At 33.9% G+C, this 18,454-nt stretch carries 19 protein-coding genes; 12 read left to right on the forward strand and 7 right to left on the reverse strand.

Translation table 11 applies throughout. The features are described 5' to 3' along the window. Positions 1-3: 3 nt before the first annotated feature. The 9 genes from rsmA to HNQ90_RS01985 all read left to right on the forward strand — a co-directional run bounded on the left by rsmA (position 4) and on the right by HNQ90_RS01985 (position 6,619). Complete coding sequence (rsmA, locus tag HNQ90_RS01945) at positions 4-798, forward strand: 16S rRNA (adenine(1518)-N(6)/adenine(1519)-N(6))-dimethyltransferase RsmA (RefSeq protein WP_144114969.1); 795 nt, start codon at positions 4-6, stop codon at positions 796-798. 19 nt (positions 799-817) lie between these two features. Then, on the forward strand, positions 818-2,197 hold the full coding sequence (gene mgtE, locus HNQ90_RS01950; protein ID WP_172625801.1) for a magnesium transporter: 1,380 nt from the start codon (positions 818-820) through the stop codon (positions 2,195-2,197). A gap of 194 nt (positions 2,198-2,391) precedes the next feature. Further along, positions 2,392-3,327 (forward strand): 2-hydroxyacid dehydrogenase, encoded by a 936-nt coding sequence (locus tag HNQ90_RS01955; protein WP_144114970.1) that lies wholly within the window; start codon positions 2,392-2,394, stop codon positions 3,325-3,327. 9 nt (positions 3,328-3,336) lie between these two features. After that, on the forward strand, positions 3,337-3,747 hold the full coding sequence (locus HNQ90_RS01960) for a response regulator transcription factor (protein WP_144114971.1): 411 nt from the start codon (positions 3,337-3,339) through the stop codon (positions 3,745-3,747). A gap of 101 nt (positions 3,748-3,848) precedes the next feature. Then, on the forward strand, positions 3,849-4,361 hold the full coding sequence (locus HNQ90_RS01965; RefSeq protein ID WP_144114972.1) for a DUF4199 domain-containing protein: 513 nt from the start codon (positions 3,849-3,851) through the stop codon (positions 4,359-4,361). Between the two features lies 1 nt (position 4,362). Continuing rightward, positions 4,363-4,818, forward strand: a complete 456-nt coding sequence (locus HNQ90_RS01970) for a DUF1801 domain-containing protein (protein WP_144114973.1) — start codon at positions 4,363-4,365, stop codon at positions 4,816-4,818. Between the two features lie 43 nt (positions 4,819-4,861). Beyond that, entirely contained in the window at positions 4,862-5,248 is a 387-nt protein-coding gene (locus tag HNQ90_RS01975; RefSeq protein ID WP_144114974.1) for a VOC family protein, read from the forward strand. 23 nt (positions 5,249-5,271) lie between these two features. Next, entirely contained in the window at positions 5,272-6,036 is a 765-nt protein-coding gene (locus tag HNQ90_RS01980) for a sulfite exporter TauE/SafE family protein (protein WP_144114975.1), read from the forward strand. Between the two features lie 106 nt (positions 6,037-6,142). Then, a complete protein-coding gene (locus tag HNQ90_RS01985; RefSeq protein ID WP_144114976.1) occupies positions 6,143-6,619 on the forward strand; it encodes a YtxH domain-containing protein in 477 nt (158 codons plus the stop codon). 159 nt (positions 6,620-6,778) lie between these two features. Here the strand turns inward: HNQ90_RS01985 and HNQ90_RS01990 are convergent, their stop codons facing one another. From HNQ90_RS01990 to HNQ90_RS02000, 3 genes are read right to left on the reverse strand one after another with little or no spacing between them, the layout of a single operon-like run. Next, entirely contained in the window at positions 6,779-8,605 is a 1,827-nt protein-coding gene (locus tag HNQ90_RS01990; protein ID WP_144114977.1) for a GNAT family N-acyltransferase, read from the reverse strand. Positions 8,606-8,627: 22 nt separating this feature from the next. Beyond that, the gene (locus HNQ90_RS01995) at positions 8,628-9,878 is read right to left on the reverse strand and encodes an aspartate kinase (RefSeq protein ID WP_144114978.1); all 1,251 of its coding nucleotides are present in this window, start codon (positions 9,876-9,878) and stop codon (positions 8,628-8,630) included. A gap of 1 nt (position 9,879) precedes the next feature. Further along, positions 9,880-10,359, reverse strand: a complete 480-nt coding sequence (locus HNQ90_RS02000) for a GNAT family N-acetyltransferase (protein ID WP_144114979.1) — start codon at positions 10,357-10,359, stop codon at positions 9,880-9,882. Positions 10,360-10,480: 121 nt separating this feature from the next. Here HNQ90_RS02000 and fbp point away from each other — a divergent pair, with 121 nt between their 5' ends. Next, the gene (gene fbp / locus HNQ90_RS02005; RefSeq protein ID WP_144114980.1) at positions 10,481-11,494 is read left to right on the forward strand and encodes a class 1 fructose-bisphosphatase; all 1,014 of its coding nucleotides are present in this window, start codon (positions 10,481-10,483) and stop codon (positions 11,492-11,494) included. A gap of 108 nt (positions 11,495-11,602) precedes the next feature. On the opposite strand, the gene HNQ90_RS02010 is transcribed toward fbp, so the two are convergent. The 3 genes from HNQ90_RS02010 to HNQ90_RS02020 are packed head-to-tail and all read right to left on the reverse strand — an operon-like array spanning position 11,603 to position 14,105. Then, a complete protein-coding gene (locus tag HNQ90_RS02010; protein WP_144114981.1) occupies positions 11,603-12,730 on the reverse strand; it encodes a T9SS type A sorting domain-containing protein in 1,128 nt (375 codons plus the stop codon). A gap of 38 nt (positions 12,731-12,768) precedes the next feature. Further along, the gene (locus HNQ90_RS02015) at positions 12,769-13,719 is read right to left on the reverse strand and encodes a tetratricopeptide repeat protein (RefSeq protein ID WP_144114982.1); all 951 of its coding nucleotides are present in this window, start codon (positions 13,717-13,719) and stop codon (positions 12,769-12,771) included. Positions 13,720-13,733: 14 nt separating this feature from the next. After that, a complete protein-coding gene (locus HNQ90_RS02020) occupies positions 13,734-14,105 on the reverse strand; it encodes a hypothetical protein (RefSeq protein WP_144114983.1) in 372 nt (123 codons plus the stop codon). 232 nt (positions 14,106-14,337) lie between these two features. On the opposite strand from HNQ90_RS02020, the gene HNQ90_RS02025 reads away from it, so the two are divergent. Together HNQ90_RS02025 and HNQ90_RS02030 are read left to right on the forward strand one after the other, a co-directional pair. Then, the gene (locus HNQ90_RS02025) at positions 14,338-16,182 is read left to right on the forward strand and encodes a tetratricopeptide repeat-containing sensor histidine kinase (protein ID WP_144114984.1); all 1,845 of its coding nucleotides are present in this window, start codon (positions 14,338-14,340) and stop codon (positions 16,180-16,182) included. Positions 16,183-16,184: 2 nt separating this feature from the next. Next, positions 16,185-16,934: a LytR/AlgR family response regulator transcription factor gene (locus tag HNQ90_RS02030; protein WP_144114985.1), complete on the forward strand. Its 750-nt coding sequence runs from the start codon at positions 16,185-16,187 to the stop codon at positions 16,932-16,934. A 54-nt stretch (positions 16,935-16,988) separates the two neighbouring features. Here HNQ90_RS02030 and HNQ90_RS02035 read toward each other — a convergent pair whose 3' ends face one another. Beyond that, entirely contained in the window at positions 16,989-18,452 is a 1,464-nt protein-coding gene (locus tag HNQ90_RS02035) for a glutamate synthase subunit beta (protein WP_144114986.1), read from the reverse strand. Positions 18,453-18,454: the final 2 nt, after the last annotated feature.

The raw sequence follows: 18,454 nt of genomic DNA on the forward strand, positions 1-18,454 counted from the left end.
TCTGTGTCAAACAAACCAAACAATCATCAAGTAAAAGCAAAAAAGCATTTAGGCCAACATTTTTTAAATGATGAGACTGTAGCCGAAAAAATTGCAGACACACTCCTTTTAAAAGACTATAAAAATGTTTTGGAAATTGGTCCAGGAATGGGCGTGCTTACCAAGTACTTGCTAAAAAAAGACTGCACGACTTACGTTATTGAAATTGATACCGAATCGGTGGAGTATTTGCAAGCCAATTATTTAAACCTGGCACCACGCATAATAGAAAAAGATTTTTTAAAATACGATTTAAACGAGGTTTTCAATCAGGAGCCATTTGCTATAATTGGTAATTTCCCTTATAATATTTCAACACAAATTGTGTTTAAAACCTTAGAAATGCGCGATCAAATTCCCGAATTTTCAGGCATGTTTCAAAAGGAAGTTGCACAGCGTATTTGCTCAAAAGAAGGTAGTAAAGTTTATGGTATCTTATCGGTATTAGCGCAAGCCTTTTACGATGCCGAATATTTATTTACAGTACCACCAAATGTTTTTAATCCGCCACCCAAGGTAGATTCTGGCGTATTAAGACTTACCAGAAAAGCAGATTATAGTTTACCATGCGATGAAAAATTCTTTTTCAAGGTGGTTAAAGCAGCATTTCAGCAACGTAGAAAAACACTTCGTAACAGTTTAAAAACATTCAATTTATCCGATAATTTAAAAGCAAATAGTATATTTGGCAAACGTCCGGAACAATTAAGCGTTCAAGCCTTTATTGAGCTAACGCAATTACTTGAAAACGACGCGTAAATTTTTTAAATCCTTCCATTTGTCAGAAGAAAACGAAAACATACAATTTCAATTAACTGATGAACTTATTGAGCAAGTCGAGCTTTTTATCGAACAAGAAAACGATAAGGAACTCAAAAAGTTCTTAGACGAGTTTCATTACGCCGATATTGCCGAAATTCTAGATGAGTTAAATCTAGAACAGGCTATGTATGTTATAAAGCTTCTAGATTCTGAAACCACTTCAGATATCTTAATGGAGTTGGATGAGGATAACAGAGAAAAAGTCTTAAAAAATCTTTCGGCAAAAGAAATTGCCGAAGAAGTTGAAGAGCTTGATACCGATGATGCTGCCGATATTATTGCAGAGTTATCAGAATCGCGTCAAAAAGACGTTATCGCTCAAATTATAGACGACGAACACCGAGCAGAAATTACCGAGCTTTTAGCTTACGATGAGGATACTGCAGGTGGACTTATGGCAAAAGAGCTTGTAAAAGTTTACGAAACTTGGACTGTTGCAGGCTGTATGCGCAGAATTCGCGGACAAGCTAAAGAGGTAACGCGCGTACATTCCATTTACGTGGTAAATAAGGAAGAAAAACTTATTGGTCGTCTGTCTTTAAAAGATTTAATAGTAGCAAAAAGCGATCAAAAAATCTCCGAAATAGTAAAAGTAAACGTCGACTATGTAAACGTTAACGAAAAGGTCGAGGAAGTGGGAAGAATCATGGCAAAGTACGATTTAGAAGCCATTCCTGTTATTCAAAGCGACGATAATAAAATCCTGTTAGGACGTATCACAATCGATGATATTGTAGATGTTTTAAAAGAAGAAGCCGAAAAAGATTACCAAATGGCAGCAGGTATTACCGGCGATGTCGAGGCCGATGATAGTATTCTCGAACTTACCAGAGCACGCTTACCATGGCTGTTTTTAGGATTATTAGGTGGTATAGGCGCCTTTTTAATCATGGAAGGTTTCGAAGGCCTTTTTACAGGCGAAGCCGTTGTATTATTCTTTTTCACGCCACTAATCGCGGCCATGGCAGGTAACGTAGGTGTTCAATCAAGCGCCATAATCGTGCAAGGTCTTGCCAACGACGATGTACGTGGCAGTGTAAACAGCCGTTTAATAAAAGAAATGCTACTTGCCGCTCTAAACGGTACCATTTTAGCCATATTTTTATTCCTATTTGTTTGGGCAGTAAAAGGCGAAATGCTAGTCGCTTTCGCTATTTCAGTATCACTAGTCGCCGTCATAGTTATTGCAGGCTTAATCGGCACATTTGTACCGTTATTTCTAAATAAACGTGGCATCGATCCAGCCATTGCAACGGGGCCATTTATAACAACAAGCAACGATATTTTAGGCATTTTACTCTATTTCTTAATAGCTAAATCCATTTTAGGTATATAGTTTTTGGGCGTTACCACAAGGGTCGGGCTTTTCGTTACAAGTCCTCGCACCTCCTACGTCGGGCTGTGGGCTTTCCACTGCAATCCCTAACGCGGGTTAATCCGTAAACTTAGGTATTCAAAAACAAGATTAGTGCTTATTTACAATCATCTTTTCATATTTTTACACAAATTAAAACGCCGTAATTTTACAACATGAAAATACTCCACCTCGATAGCAATCACGATTTATTAATCCGTCAATTAAACGACTTAGGATTCACTAATCATGAAGATTTTACGTCTTCAAAAGCACTAGTTGAAGCCTCAATACATGAGTATGATGGCATCGTAATAAGAAGCCGTTTCACCATAGATAAGCAATTCTTAGATGCCGCAAAAAACCTAAAATTTATTGGTCGTGTAGGAGCCGGTTTAGAGAATATCGATTGCGATTACGCCGAACAAAAAGGGGTGTATTTAATTTCTGCTCCCGAAGGTAACAGGAATGCCGTAGGCGAGCACACTTTAGGTATGTTACTGTCGCTTTTTAATAAATTAAATAAAGCCGATGCCCAAGTTAGATCTGGCAAATGGTTGCGCGAAGATAACCGTGGTATCGAACTAGATGGCAGAACCGTAGGGCTTATTGGCTACGGAAACATGGGGAAAGCTTTTGCTAAAAAACTTCGTGGTTTCGATGTTGAGGTACTTTGCTACGATATAAAAAATAATGTTGGCGATGCCAATGCAAAACAAGTGTCGCTAACCGAGTTTCAAGACAAAGTAGAGGTGTTAAGTATGCACACACCGCAAACGCCATTAACGTTAAACATGATTAATGAAACGTTTATAAACCAATTTAAAAAGCCGTTTTGGTTTTTAAATACAGCACGCGGTAAAAGTGTGGTTACAACCCATTTGGTTTCGGCTATAAAATCTGGTAAAATTTTAGGTGCAGGCTTAGATGTTTTGGAGTACGAAAAAGCATCTTTCGAAAGTTTGTTTTCATCTCAAATGCCAGAGGCTTTTCAATATTTAATTAGTTCAGAAAAGGTACTGCTAACGCCTCATGTTGCTGGTTGGACTGTTGAAAGTAAAGAAAAATTAGCACAAACCATTGTAGATAAAATTAAAGCGAAATTTTGTTAAATTTAATGCATGAAGAAAACCATCTTAGTTTTTTCAGGATTAATAATAGCATTGTTACTACTGTTTCAAATAAGTACCTATTCTATTATTTCTGGAAATTTAAAAATGGAATTTGCAATTACCATAATTGCCGTTATATTTTTAATAGTTGGCATTTATATAAATAAAAAGAGTCTTCAAAAACCAGCAAACGCTTCACAAAGTATAAATCATCAAAAAATAAAAGATTTAGAAATTACAACGCGGGAGTACGAGGTTCTTCAGGCTATTTCAGAGGGTTTATCAAATAAAGAAATAGCAAATAAATTGTTTCTTTCAGAAAGTACTATAAAAACCCACGTCTCCAATCTTCTAGTAAAACTAAACGCAAAACGCAGAACGCAGGCATTACAAATAGCACAAAAGCTTCAAATTATTTAAAATTTAATACATTTATACAAAAGTACTAGGCATTTGGTACTTTAGTATGACCTCATTTTCTACCGTTATTCTAGCTTTGTAACAAATCTAAAACTATACAGATGAAAAATACAGTTATTAAATACGGCCTTTATGGTTTGTTAACGGGTGTTGTAATTTTTTTAGCATCCATTGTACTTGGTAGAGGTTTAAGTTACTCCACGCAAGAACTTCTGGGTTATGCTTCCATGACAGCATGCTTGTCCTTTGTGTTTTTCGGGATTAAACATTTTCGCGACCTTGAAAATAATGGCATCTTGTCATTAGGAAATGCAATAATTATTGGTGGTTTAATATCGGTTTTAGTTGGTATAGGTGTTGGTATTTCAGATTATATTTATACTACCGTTATAAACCCAGATTTTGCCATAGAGTATTTAGAAACCACCTTAAAAACTATGGAAAGCACGCTTTCGCCCGAAGCGTATCAAACCCAAAAAGCAGAACTCGTTAAACAAATGGAAGACTATGGAGGCTCTGGTTTTATGGCGTTGCTAATGTGCTTTACCGTTGTGCTTATTGGATTTGTTATATCTTTAATATCTGGATTAATTCTTCAACGTAAATACATTTAAAATGCAATCGAAAGCCACAACCGTAAAACAATATCTGGATGAATTGCTAGAAGACAGAAAAGAACCTATTACTAAACTAAGACAGCAAATTTTAGATAATCTTCCAAAAGGCGTAGAAGAGACCATGAGTTACGGTATGTTGGGTTACGTAATTCCGCATTCGGTATATCCACAGGGTTACCATTGTAACACAAAACTACCATTACCTTTCATGAATTTGGCTTCTCAAAAAAATTTTATTGCGGTTTACAGTATGGTCATTTATTCTAAACAAGAAGTTATGGATTGGTTTACTGTAGAGTATGCAAAACGTTGTAAGTATAAATTGGATATGGGTAAAAGTCGTATGCGTTTTAAAAAAATGGACGATATTCCTTTCGATTTAATTGGCGAACTAACCGCAAAAGTAAGCGCCGAAGAATGGATTAATATTTATGAAACTACAGTAAAAAACTAAGGCTAATTTCCGCTTTAGCGGGAACAAAAAAATAAAATGTATTATGAAAAAACGCGTAACAGGCATTGGTGGTTTATTTTTTAAAACTAAAGATCCTAAAGCAGCAAAAGATTGGTATAAAAAACATTTAGGTTTTAATACCGACGATTATGGATGCACGTTTTGGTGGAAGGATGAGAACGGTAAAAAATGTTCTACCCAATGGAGTCCTTTTCCTGAGGACACAACTTATTATGAGCCTTCCAAAAAGGATTTTATGTTTAATTATAGGGTAGAAAACTTAAAAGAATTACTTAAAGTTTTAAAAGAAGAGGGTGTTACCATTGTAGGCGAAATAGAAGAGTATGAATACGGTAAGTTTGGTTGGATTTTAGATAACGACGGAAATAAAATTGAGCTTTGGGAGCCCGTAGATTCTGCTTTTTTGTAAATTCGTTTTTCTAAAAACAAAAGGTGTCTTATATAGAAATTCTTCAATCTTACAACTTAACAACATTACAGTGGGCAGCTATTGGGTTTGCCGTTTTTTTATTAGGCTTATCTAAATCTGGTATAAAAGGTATTGGTATTATAATCGTGGTAATTCTGGCCTTTGTTTTTGGCGAAAAAGCATCAACAGGTGTTTTACTGCCCATGCTAATTTGCGCCGATGTTTTTGCGGTTATTTATTATAACAGGCATGCGCAATGGGGTATTATTAAAAAACTAATCCCGTGGATGATTGTTGGTGTTTTAGTTGGTGTTTGGGTAGGTAACGATATTTCGGCATTGCTTTTTAAAAGGCTTATGGCTATTATAATTATAGGTTCGGTGGCCTTAATGTTTTATAACGAAAACAAAAAATCTAATAGTGTGCCAACCAATAAAGCTTTTGGTGCTTCTTTAGGGTTTTTAGCGGGTTTTACAACCATGATTGGAAATTTGGCGGGGCCTGTTTCTAATATTTATTTTATGGTAATGCGTTTTCCTAAAAACGAGTTTATAGGTACAGCGGCATGGTTGTTTTTTATAATAAATGTGTTTAAGTTGCCATTTCACATTTTTATTTGGAAAACCGTTACTGTAGAGACTTTGGTTTTAAATTCTGTTTTAATTCCGGCCGTAATAATAGGGTTTTTTGTAGGAGCGCAAATTGTTAAGCTAATTTCTAATGTAAATTACAGACGTTTTATTTTAATTGTAACCGCTCTTGGTGGTGTAATTATGTTATTTAAATAAAATAACTAATAGACTATGTAACATTAGGTTAAGTAATGTTACATATAGATAAATAACAATTTAATTTTTACTAATTTTACAGTCTAACCAAAAAAATAATAAATAAATGTCTGACGAAAAAAATTTAAGCGACGATCTAAACGATATGTTAGGAGACGCAAAAGATGGCGCAAAAAAAGCAGCAGATAAAGCTGAAGAAATAGCTGGAGAAGCTAAAGAAAAAGCTAAGGAGTTTGCTAATGAAGCAAAAGAAACGGCTTCTGAATTTGCAGACGATGCCAAGGAAGCATTAAGCAATGAAAAAAATATAGCGATTATTGCTCATATTACCTTAATAGGATGGATTATTGCTTTGGTAATGAATAATAGTAACAAGTCTGAATTTGCTTCATTTTATATTAGACAAATGTTGGGGCTTATGATTGTATCATTAATTTTAAGTTTTATACCTGTTATTGGGTGGATTTTAAATATAGTAATGCTTGTTTTTTGGATAATGAGTTTAGTAGGTGCTTTAGGTGGCGAAAAGAAACTAACACCAGTATTGGGAGAGCATTTCCAAAATTGGTTTAAATCATTATAGAATAAAGCTAATATTTAGCATTTATAAATAATTGAAAAGAGGTCCTGTAAGGCCTCTTTTTTTGTTTAATAAAGTTACTACGCCACCGCTAAGCAGGAACTTAGTGTTGGCTTTGGCAGACGCACAAATAAAAATGGCAATTAGAATGGATTGGTTTTTTTAATCGGTTTTGTTTTCTAGCTTACGTTCTAACTCTGCCTGAAACTCTTCCATAACTGGTTTTACGGTGCTTTCTGGTAGGTCTGCAATACGAATATACATAAGGCCATCCACGGAGTTATTAAATAACGGATCGACGTTAAAAGCGACTAAGCGAGCGTTTTGTTTAATGTATTTTTTTAGTAAAACTGGTAAACGCAATGCACCTGGTTCTATTTCGTCTATAAACTTATCGAATTTGTTTAAATCGGCCTCGGCTTCGTCAAAAACAAAGTCTTTGTCGGCATCTTTCAGTTTTACTTTAAATTCCTTTTTAGGATGCACGTATTGTGCAATATATGGATCGTAATAATGCGATTTCATAAACTCGACCATTAAGGATTTTGAGAAGTTTGAAAACTGATTGCTTATACTTACACCGCCAATTAGGTATTTGTGTTCTGGATAGCGTAATGTGGTATGTACAATGCCTTTCCAGAGTAAAAATAAAGGCATTGGTTTTTGCTGATATTCTTTTATTATGAAGGCGCGCCCCATTTCAATGGACTCGCTCATCATTTTATGTAGTTCGGGTTCAAATCGAAATAAATCTTGCAGGTAAAACCCATTGATGCCAAATTGTTTGTAAATATTGGATCCTAGGCCCATTCTATAGGCTCCGGCTAGTACTTTGCTGTCGTTATCCCATAAAAACATGTGGTGGTAATACTCATCGAAGGTGTCTAAATCTATAGCCTCGTTGGTGCCTTCGCCAACTTCTCTAAAGGTAATTTCTCTTAATCTACCAATTTCGCGCAACATGTTTGGCATGTCTTTAGCTTGGGCCAAAAACACTTCGTAATTTTTACTTTGTAAAAGTCTGGCATCGTTTTCTCTAAGTGCATCAACTTCAGCTATCATTAGCGCATTATCAACAGGAGTAACAATGTTTTTGGGCGCTTTAGGTGTTTTTAAGGTTGATGATATATTGTCTAATATTTTAGATTTATTCTCAAAAGCATTGGCCAACATATATGTTTTTCGGCGTAAAAACTCAGAGAATTCTTTTAGCGAACCGTGTTCTTTTTGATCGTTTACTGAAATGGGCTTGCCTATTCTAACTTTTATAACACGTCTTTTTTGTGTTAAAACTTCCGACGGTAATTTGGCCGTTCTAAACGTATCACTAATTTTAGATAGCTTATAAAATAATTTACTGTTTTTAGCATGAAAATAAATAGGAACAACTGGTACTTCTGCCTTTTGTACTAGTTTCATAGCGGATTCTTCCCAAGGTCTATCAACCACTAATTTTCCATCGCGATACGTGGAAACTTCACCCGCAGGAAATACACCTAATGGGTGTCCAGCTCTTAAATGTAGTATGGAGTTTTTAAAGCCTGCAATGCTCGATTTTACATCTTTTCTGTTTTCAAAAGGATTAACAGGCATTATGTAAGGCACCAAAGGTTCTATTCTTTGTAATAAAAAATTAGCGATTATTTTAAAATCCTTGCGCTGTTCTAGCATTAATTTTAAAAGTAATATGCCGTCTATTCCACCAAGTGGATGGTTAGAAACTGTTATATAAGCACCATCTTTTGGTAAGCGTTTTAAGTCTTCCTCTGGTATTTCAAATTTAATTTGAAACTCATCCAAAATGCTGTCTATAAAATCTATGTCTTTTAGGTGCTTATTGCGTTTATAAAACTTGTTTATAGTAGATATTTTAAGAACCTTCATTAAAACCCAACCCACAAAAGTACCCATAAAGCCATATTTATCTAGCTGTATGGCTTTTGCAACTTCTTTAGGGGTTACTAATCCTGTGTCTTGCGCTTTGGTCATGGGTGTAAATGTACTAAAATGTTTATTTAGTTACTACTTGAATGGTCTCTTGAGTTATTTGTTTTAATAAAATAGTTTTACCTGTTTCTATTTGTTGTATTGCAGATTGGGTGTAATGCCGTATGGTATAAAGTGATACGTTTGTATGACTTGTTATTTTAAATTTAGATTTTAAATGATGCAAAAGGGCATCAAGATTGTTGTAAATATCATCCACGCAAACTGAAAAGCTTATTGCTGAATTTTGAATAACATCTACCTTCATCTTATATTGATGTAAAAGACTGAAAATTTCGCTAATGTTTTCTTCAACTATATATGAAAAATCTAAAGAAGAAAGTGAAATTAATACTTGGTTTTTTTTCACTATAAAGCAAGGCATCATAGGTTCTAACGTTTCGTTTTTACCTATTTGAGTACCCATAGCTTCTGGGTTTAAAAAAGACTTTACAAATAAAGGAATTTCTTTACCTTGAAGTGGTTGCAATGTTTTAGGATGAATCACAGAAGCACCATAAAACGCCAATTCTATGGCCTCGCGATACGATATTTTATTTAAAAGCTGTGCGTGTTCAAAATAACGTGGGTCTGCGTTTAAAACACCAGGAACATCTTTCCAAATGGTTACGCTACTAGCATTTAAACAATAGGCATAAATGGCGGCGGTATAATCGCTACCTTCTCGACCTAATGTGGTTGTAAAATTGTTGTTATCGCTTCCTAAAAAACCTTGAGTTATGTTTAAAATTGAAGTGTTAAAACCAGAGGTTATAAGTTTTTGCGTGGCTTTCCAATTTACATTAGCGCGCCTGTAATAGTTATCGGTTTTAATTTGGCTTCTTACATCTATCCAATTATTTTTTATGTTAATTGTATTTAAGTACTCGCTAATTATAGTGGTAGATAAAAGCTCACCATAACCAATAATTTGGTCGTAAATATAATTGTAATCTGGCGATTTGTTACTTTTTAAAAAGCTATTAAGTTCATCAAATAAATCGTTTATTTTTTTAAAAACAAAATGATTTACATTGTCAAACAGGTCTAATAAAATGGCATTATGATACTTTTTAACATCTTGAAGCGAACTTTGTAATTCGGTTTTATTATCAAAGTAATTTTTAATGACAAGCTCTAATGCATTGGTGGTTTTTCCCATAGCAGAAACGACTACAAGCGTGTTTTTATAGTCTACTTTTTTTAGCACTATAGCTAAGTTTTTTACGCCATTAGCGTCTTTAACCGAAGCGCCACCAAATTTAAATACTTGCATGTTATAAGTTTGCTATATAATTTTTAATTCCTGCTTCACTTAATTGAACAACATCCCAATCGCGTAAAACTGTAGCGCCCTTTTTCTCATAAAAATCAATGGCAGGTTCGTTCCAATCTATAACCTCCCAATTAATGCGTTTTACGCCTAAATCGTGACCATATTTAACAACCGTATCTAAAAGTGCGGTGCCTAAACCAGATCCTCGCATAGCTTTGCTAACAATCAAATCTTCTAGGTGAATAATTTTACCTTTCCAGGTAGAGTAGCGGTTATATATTAAAGCTATACCTTCAATTTTAGAGTTAACCTCGGCTACAAAGCAATGAAATGCTGGTTTATCGCCAAAACCATCCTTTTGTAAGTCTTCGACGGTTACTTCTACAGCATCTGGTTCTTTTTCAAAAATGGCTAATTCCGTAATTAATTGATGTACCTGTGGCATGTCGCCTGCCTTTGCGTTTCTAATTTTAAATTCCATGATGTAATGTTAATGTGTCAAATATAGTTTAAAGTTGCTCATTTAAAAGTATATATCTGTAGCGAAAACGTTGTAGTTTATTAAAATTTTTAGATATTTGTTTAAACTAAAAAACAACTTCATGTCGCACAAAAAACAAACCTTAGGAGAATTTATAATAGAAAATCAGTCGTCTTTCAAATATTCTTCAGGTGAATTATCAAGTCTTTTAAACTCAATTCGATTAGCCGCTAAAGTTGTAAATCATGAAGTTAATAAGGCAGGTTTAGTTGATATTATTGGTGCAGCGGGCGATACTAATATTCAAGGTGAAGACCAGCAAAAACTGGATGTTTATGCTAACGAAAAGTTTATACAAACTTTAACTAAAAGAAATATTGTTTGTGGTATTGCAAGTGAAGAGGAAGACGATTTTATTTCTATTAATAGTCAGGATGAAAATCATCAAAACAAATATATAGTGCTAATTGATCCTTTAGATGGATCTTCTAATATTGATGTTAATGTTTCGGTTGGGACTATTTTTTCTATTTATAGACGTGTTACTCCTGTTGGAACAGAAGTAACCTTAGATGATTTTCTGCAAAAAGGAAGCCGACAAGTAGCAGCTGGTTATGTGGTTTATGGAACATCTACCATGATTGTTTATACTACAGGAGATGGCGTTAATGGGTTTACATTAAACCCTGCAATTGGTTCCTTTTATTTATCGCACCCAAACATGGAGTTTCCGGAAGATGGCACTATTTATTCGGTTAATGAAGGAAACTATATTCATTTTCCTCAAGGTATAAAAAATTATATAAAGTATTGCCAACAAGAAGAGGACGACCGACCTTATACATCAAGATATATTGGGTCTTTGGTAAGTGATTTTCACCGAAATATGATTAAAGGTGGTATTTATTTGTACCCACAAAGTTCTAAAAACCCCCAAGGGAAGTTACGTTTACTTTACGAATGTAACCCTATGGCGTTTTTAGCAGAACAAGCTAACGGGAAATCTAGTGATGGGTTTACAAGAACTATGGATGTTGAACCAACTGAATTACACCAACGTGTTCCTTTTATTTGCGGTAGTAAAAATATGGTTGAAAAAGCTGAAGAGTTTATGCGAAATGCTGAAAAAAGATAAAATAACAATTTACTTTTAGGATTAAGATTGTATAATAGATGCAGTTAATAAAAAAATGCGAACCTTATGGTTCGCATTTTTTGTTATTAGGGTTAAGTAATGAGGTAGCTAATGATTTATAATTAAGCGTTTTGTTACTTTGATATTCTCACCTTCAAAACGCAATACATAAACGCCGTTGCTTATTTTGGAAGTATTAAATCTTGTGGTATTGCTTTTATGATTAAAGCTTTTAATTAGTCTGCCATTTAAATCTGTTATTGATATCACTCCGGAAGTTTTAGACTTAATATTTAGTTCGTTTTTAGTTGGATTGGGATAAATTTTAAGTTCTGATTTTGCTACATCTTTAGTGGATAGCGACGCGCAACTCGGGTAAGTGCGTCTATCTCTGCTGGCACTTAACCATGAACCGAAAAACCAAGTTTGGTCAGTCATTTCGATAGGGAAACCATCACTATTGTTAGTTTGCAAAACCCGGTTGTCATTTTCAAAAGTACTGCCGTTCCATTTTGTTTTTAAGGTTTCAATTAAGAAGTCATTACTATCGTAAGTGTAATGTCTTATTCTATCATTCTCCCAAGCAGAGGAGTTCCAATGATCCGCTTTTTTAGAGGTCAATAAATTTCCGGTGTACGTATAGGTTTCTCTTGTATCCCTAACCCAATTGCTATTATAGTCATATATGGTTACAACATTAAAAGTATTGTTTGGGTTATAAGTGTATTCGGTTTTGGTATTATTCATCCAAACCATATTTGTTTCGTCCCAAGTTTGAGTTATATTTTCTGTGAGTAAATTTGAAGCATTATAGGTATTTAGTTCTCTATTGGATTGCTCCCAGGTATTATTAAGCCAATCGTAATTTATATATTGTGTTAGGTTAGTTCCTGTGTAAATAAACTCTGTTTTTAGTTGATCTTCCCAAGTACTTGTATCTTCATTCCAAAGCTGATTTATGGACTCTACAGGTAAATCGTTATCGTTGTAAGTTAATGTAAGGTAAGAAGCATTTTCAAGCTTCCCTGAGCCTCCGTAATCAATAAATTCAGATAAGCCTTCGGTTGCTAAGCACGAACCATTAAAAGTGAATGTGGTTCGAGAAGCTAAAACCCACATCGTACCATCCCAAATATCATTCTCCCAAACTTCGGGTACATGTATTAAGTTTGTTTCTGTTTGCGAGTAACTTTTAGTAATTATCAATGCTAGTAATAAAAGGAAAGTATGCTTCATTTGGTTGGGTTTAAAAGGTTATACTTTATTTTAGGATGTCAATCTAGTTTGAAAAGTCCGCGTAAATTTTTGGTAGAATCTTTGCTTTTAGTAGGTGCTTGTTTGTTTGCTGGTTCCGCTACTGTACTTGTTCCCGTTCTTGTTGCTGTTCTCGTTCTTTTTGAAGTTGTGTTGTTTTGTTCTGTGTTAGGTGCTGGAACTCTTTGTGAAGATCTTCTAGTTGCTTTAACGGGTGGTTTCTCGATTTTCTCTTTTGCTGCCACAACAGGTTCAACACCTTCCTTTAAAACGACTTTAGGTTTTAAAACATAGCCTTTACTTTTTCTGTACGCAATAGCCTTTAGGAGTTCTACCGATGGATGAATGGCTTTAGCGTTAACAGCATCATAAATAGCTATAGCCTCACTATATCTTTTTTGTCCTTCGTAAATTAATGCTAGTAAAAGACTTTCTTGTAGTGATAATACACCATCCTGATTTAAAGGATTTTCTTGGATACTTTTTTTTATATCACGTTCGGCATTATTTAAATCGCCTATTTGATAATAATACTGGCCGCGATTATAATAACTAGAATAATGAGGCACCATAGCAACGTTTTCATTTAACTTCTCAATTTTAGAAGAGTCTATTGTTCTAGATCGTAATTGTTGTAAAGCGTGTTGTTTTTTGCCTTCAATAATATCAATGTAAGCATCACAAACATAAGCAAGATCATATTTAAATTTTTGGTTTAAATCGCGTCTTACTTGTTGTCCCGCTATAAATTTTTTTGTTTTGTCTTCTTCTTTAATTTGTGCATCTATAATAGCTGCATAGGTAGTCATGTGTTTAGTAAAACACGCATTATAAATTTTATCGGGTAGTTGTTGTGTGTTTTCTTGCGCTTCAATACAAGCACAGATATCTGCTTTATAGTTGCTTTCGTAATTTTGAGAATAACTATTTAAGCCCCAAAGGAGCATCACTAAAAATATAAACTGTTTCATACCGTTGCATTTTATTATTCCTCTTCTTTAGTTCCAACTACCATCTCCTTTACATAAAGAGCACAGTATTTTAATGCTTTTTTTGATTTGTTTAAATTTAAAGTTGCGCGTCCTTTATTTACAAACGAGGCTCCACTATTACCAATGTCGTCTATAACATCTGGTAAAACTTGGAACAATTCATCGATGTCGTTTTGGGCGCTCTCGAGGAGTTCACTTTCTAAATCGGAAGGAATTTCAATGCCAACTTGTGTTAGGCTGTCATGTACATAGACTTTGTGATATAAATTATAGGTTAGATCTACAAATTTATCTGCACTTTCTATTTTAGAAGGTCGCTTAGGTTTTAACTGTCTTTTGTTTTGAGAAAAACTTTGTAATGGCATAGTAAAAACTAGGCACAACAAAACAAGCAAAAATGTACTGTTGAGGGATTTCATGATTGTAAGTAATTAATTAATAGCATTATAAAGATACATTTTAAAGCTGAAAAAGACTAGGTTAAATTATTATTTGTAGGTTTTTTGTTATTAATCGTTGAGTATTTTAAAAATTTAATGAAGATTATTCTTTCTCTTATTCGTATTTTTAAATCTTAAACCAACCTAACAAAATTCTATGCACTTAATTCATGCGCTACTCAAGAAGAGTTTCTGTTGTTTTGTTTTTATGATGAGTGCCGTTTTATTCTCTCAAGAGCAAAAAGAACTAGATTCTCTTCTAATTCAGTTAGAAAAAATTACTACAAAGGACTCTATACGAGCACAACTCTTAATTACAACATCAAATAATTTTGTTCGTAAAGATCTTGCGAAATCCTACGAGTTAGTTGAAGAAGCTCTTAATATTTCCACCGGTATTAAATGGAAAAAAGGTGTAGTATTGGCCTTAAGGCAAATGGGAGTTGTTTATTATAGGCAAGGAAATATTGTAAAAGCAACAGAGCAATGGTATAAGGCTTTAGAAATTTTAAAAACCATTAAAAATAGTGCGCTTTTAGAATCTAGCATTTATAATAATTTGGCTAATATTTATTCTGATTCTGGAGAGTTTGATAAGGCCTTAACGTATTACAATAAGCTGTTGTCTATTTCTGAAAAACTGGATAATAAACCCTCTCAAATTATAGCATTAACCAATATTGGTACACTTTTAACTGAAAGAGAAACATCTATAGATAATGGAATTGTTAGCTTAGAAAAAGCCTTAGCATTAGCCAGAGAAGTAGGTAATGACAGGTATGAGTTGAGTATTCTGTTAAATATTGGGTTAGCCTATAAAAGAAAAAAAGATTACCAAAAGGCTGAGTTTTATTATCTGAAAGTTCAAGAATTAGCGGAGCAAAGTAACGATACGTATGTGCAGGTTTTAGTGTTTAATAACTTGAGTAATATTAGCATTTTAAAACCTGATTATGCTCAAGGAGAAATTTATGCTAATAAAACATTAAGCCTAGCAAAGGAAATTGGGGCTGTGGAGTGGGAAGCTTACGCTTGGGAAAATCTTTCTAATATTTATGAATCTAGAAACCAAAACAAAAAGGCTTTAACCTATTATAAAAACCACATTAAGCTTATTGATAGTTTTAACGCCATGCAAAATAAAGAAGAGTTGGCTAGTTTAGAAGCAAAGCACAAGTATAATTTAGAAAAGCAACTATTAAATACGGCACACGAAAAAAAACAACTTGTAGCAGAAGAAGAGATTAACAGACAAAAACTTATTAAAAACACAACCTTACTAGTAGGATTCATTGTTTTAATAGCTTCAATTATTGGGGTAACGTTATTTAGAAGAAAGCAATTAGCGGTTGCTAAAGCAAAAGAAATTGAACTTAAAAATAAGGTGACAGATACTGAACTAAAGGTGTTAAGAGCGCAAATGAATCCGCATTTTATATTTAACTCTCTAAATTCTATTAACAGTTATATTGTAAAGAATGATACAGAATCTGCAACTAACTACCTCACTAAATTTTCTAAATTGGTTAGAAAAACATTAGAAAGCTCAACCGAAAAAGAAGTTTTATTAAAGGATGATATTGAAATTTTAAAAAACTATCTTGATATTGAGAATAAACGCCTTAATAATAGTTTTACCTATTCTATAAAGGTTGATGATGCTATTGATGCTGGGAATACGCTAATACCACCATTAATTTTTCAGCCTTTTTTAGAGAATAGCATTTGGCATGGTATTGCACAAATGGAACGTTCTGGACATATTAGTGTTGAGTTTAAAAAAGAAAATAATGTACTATTTTGTATTGTAGATGATAATGGTGTGGGTAGAAAACAAGCTATTAAAGTAGCTAAGGAAAACACCTCTTTAGGTATAAATTTAACCAAAAATAGAATAGATATTATTAACGCACAGAATAAAACTAAAGGAAGCCTTCGTATTATTGATAAGGAACAAGGGGTAAGAGTAGAAGTTAAATTGCCATTAAAACTTGCTTTTTAATTATGATAAAAACCATAATAATTGATGACGAGCAACATTGTACAGATGTTGTTTTAAAACTAACCTCAAGTTATCCCGATGTTTTTAATGTTTTGGGTACGTTTAATACCGTTGAAGCAGGAATAGAAGGTACTAAATCTTTACAACCAGAATTAGTGTTCTTGGATGTTATGATTGGCAATCAAACTGGGTTCGATTATTTAAAACAAATTGAACATATAAATTTTAACGTCATTTTTACAACGGCTTTTGAAACCTATGCGGTTGAAGCGTTCCGGTTTAGTGCCCTAGATTATTTGTTAAAACCTATTGATAAAGATGATTTTCATGCCACGGTTTTAAAACTTCAAAAAGTGGTGGAAACATCGCATTTAAAGAACAAAATTGATGTGCTTTTCCATAATTTGAAAGTGAAAAACGCCTTAAAAAGAATTAGTATAGCAACACCAGATGGCTATGTGTTTGTTGAGGTTTCAGATATTTTGTACTGCAATGCCGATATTAATTATACACATATTTATACCAAGCAAGGCGATAAAATAACAACTTCAAAAACATTAAAAACTTTTGATAAACTACTAAGTAATAACCATTTTTTTAGGGTGCATAACTCGTATCTAGTGAACTTAAATTATGTTACTAAATACACCAAAGGTAAAGGGGGCTATGTTACTATGGAGGATAATAAAAATATAGACGTTTCAATACGTCGTAAAGAGGAATTTATACAACGGTTTATAAAAATATCATGACAAAAAAAATGCGAACTGAAAAGTTCGCATTTTTTAATTAAAATATTATGGATATTACATAGCAACTAAATCGCCAGTAACATCTTTAGAAGGTAAATTAGATTTACCCATTAAATATAAATCTACTTGTCTAGCAGCTTCTCTACCTTCAGAAATAGCCCAAACAATTAATGATTGTCCGCGACGCATATCGCCAGCAGCAAATATATTTGGAATGTTTGTTTGGTACTTTCCGTATTCTGCTTTATAGTTAGAGCGCGCATCTTTATTAATTCCTAATTTATCAGCAAGTGTGCTTTCAGGACCTGTAAAACCGAGTGCTAGTAAAGCTAAATCACATGGCCAAGTTTTTTCAGTACCTTCAATTTCTATTAATTGAGGACGTTGACCCGGAACCATCTTCCATTCTACATTAACAGTTTTTAAAGCTGTTAGTTTTCCGCTTTCATCTTTAACGAATTCTTTAGTGTTTATTAGCCAGTTACGCTCAACACCCTCTTTGTGAGACGATGATGTTTTTAACTGTAAAGGCCAAAACGGCCAAGGTGTAGTTGGCGAACGGTGTCCTGGTGGCTTTGGCATAATTTCGAAATTAACTACCGATTTTGCACCATGACGGTTTGATGTTCCTATACAATCTGATCCTGTATCACCACCACCAATAACAATTACGTTTTTATCTGTTGCTAATACTTGATCTTTAACTTCTTTTCCAAATACAACTTTAGTTTGTTGTGTTAAGAAATCCATAGCTTGTACAACACCATCAGCATCAATACCAGGTGTTGGTAAACTTCTTCTTTCTGTTGCACCACCACAAAGTACTATCGAATCGAATGCTTTTAAATCTTTAACATCGTAATTAACACCAACATTTACATTGGTTTTAAAAGTAATGCCTTCAGCTTCTAAAATTTTTATACGACGATCGATAATTCCTTTTTCTAATTTGAAGTTAGGAATACCGTAACGTAATAAACCTCCAACTTCATCATCACGCTCAAAAACAGTTACGGTGTGGCCAGCTCTATTTAATTGTTGTGCAGCAGCTAAACCAGCAGGACCAGATCCTACAACTGCAATAGTTTTACCAGTTCTTGTTTTTGGAGGCTGAGGTTTAATCCAACCTTCTTTAAAGGCGCGTTCAACAATATTTTTTTCAATATTTTCAATAGATACAGGGTCTTCAATAATACCTAATACACATGATTGCTCACATGGTGCAGGGCATAAACGACCTGTAAATTCAGGAAAGTTATTTGTTGAGTGTAGTAGCCATGACGCTTTTTGCCATTCTCCTTGATGAACCATGTGGTTAAAATCAGGGATTAAGTTTCCTAATGGACAACCACTATGGCAAAACGGAATACCGCAATCCATACAACGCGATCCTTGTTTTGTTATTTCTTCTTCAGAAAGAGGTTGGGTAAATTCTTTATAATCCTTTACACGATCTTCTACAGGCTTGTAGCTCTCATCTTGTCTTTCAAATTCTTTAAATCCAGTTACTTTTCCCATGA

Origin of the sequence: Algibacter amylolyticus, from assembly GCF_014202225.1 — a bacterium.
GTDB lineage: Bacteria > Bacteroidota > Bacteroidia > Flavobacteriales > Flavobacteriaceae > Algibacter_B > Algibacter_B amylolyticus.

What these genes read in the sequence shown, in the direction of transcription:
- HNQ90_RS01955 (WP_144114970.1), top strand. Translation starts at nt 2,392, where the DNA reads ATGAAAATACTCCACCTCGATAGCAATCACGATTTATTAATCCGTCAA.
- HNQ90_RS01960 (WP_144114971.1), top strand. Translation starts at nt 3,337, where the DNA reads ATGAAGAAAACCATCTTAGTTTTTTCAGGATTAATAATAGCATTGTTA.
- HNQ90_RS01965 (WP_144114972.1), top strand. Translation starts at nt 3,849, where the DNA reads ATGAAAAATACAGTTATTAAATACGGCCTTTATGGTTTGTTAACGGGT.
- HNQ90_RS01970 (WP_144114973.1), top strand. Translation starts at nt 4,363, where the DNA reads ATGCAATCGAAAGCCACAACCGTAAAACAATATCTGGATGAATTGCTA.
- HNQ90_RS01975 (WP_144114974.1), top strand. Translation starts at nt 4,862, where the DNA reads ATGAAAAAACGCGTAACAGGCATTGGTGGTTTATTTTTTAAAACTAAA.
- HNQ90_RS01985 (WP_144114976.1), top strand. Translation starts at nt 6,143, where the DNA reads ATGTCTGACGAAAAAAATTTAAGCGACGATCTAAACGATATGTTAGGA.
- HNQ90_RS01990 (WP_144114977.1), bottom strand. Translation starts at nt 8,605, where the DNA reads ATGACCAAAGCGCAAGACACAGGATTAGTAACCCCTAAAGAAGTTGCA.
- HNQ90_RS01995 (WP_144114978.1), bottom strand. Translation starts at nt 9,878, where the DNA reads ATGCAAGTATTTAAATTTGGTGGCGCTTCGGTTAAAGACGCTAATGGC.
- HNQ90_RS02000 (WP_144114979.1), bottom strand. Translation starts at nt 10,359, where the DNA reads ATGGAATTTAAAATTAGAAACGCAAAGGCAGGCGACATGCCACAGGTA.
- fbp (WP_144114980.1), top strand. Translation starts at nt 10,481, where the DNA reads ATGTCGCACAAAAAACAAACCTTAGGAGAATTTATAATAGAAAATCAG.
- HNQ90_RS02010 (WP_144114981.1), bottom strand. Translation starts at nt 12,730, where the DNA reads ATGAAGCATACTTTCCTTTTATTACTAGCATTGATAATTACTAAAAGT.
- HNQ90_RS02015 (WP_144114982.1), bottom strand. Translation starts at nt 13,719, where the DNA reads ATGAAACAGTTTATATTTTTAGTGATGCTCCTTTGGGGCTTAAATAGT.
- HNQ90_RS02020 (WP_144114983.1), bottom strand. Translation starts at nt 14,105, where the DNA reads ATGCCATTACAAAGTTTTTCTCAAAACAAAAGACAGTTAAAACCTAAG.
- HNQ90_RS02025 (WP_144114984.1), top strand. Translation starts at nt 14,338, where the DNA reads ATGCACTTAATTCATGCGCTACTCAAGAAGAGTTTCTGTTGTTTTGTT.
- HNQ90_RS02030 (WP_144114985.1), top strand. Translation starts at nt 16,185, where the DNA reads ATGATAAAAACCATAATAATTGATGACGAGCAACATTGTACAGATGTT.
- HNQ90_RS02035 (WP_144114986.1), bottom strand. Translation starts at nt 18,452, where the DNA reads ATGGGAAAAGTAACTGGATTTAAAGAATTTGAAAGACAAGATGAGAGC.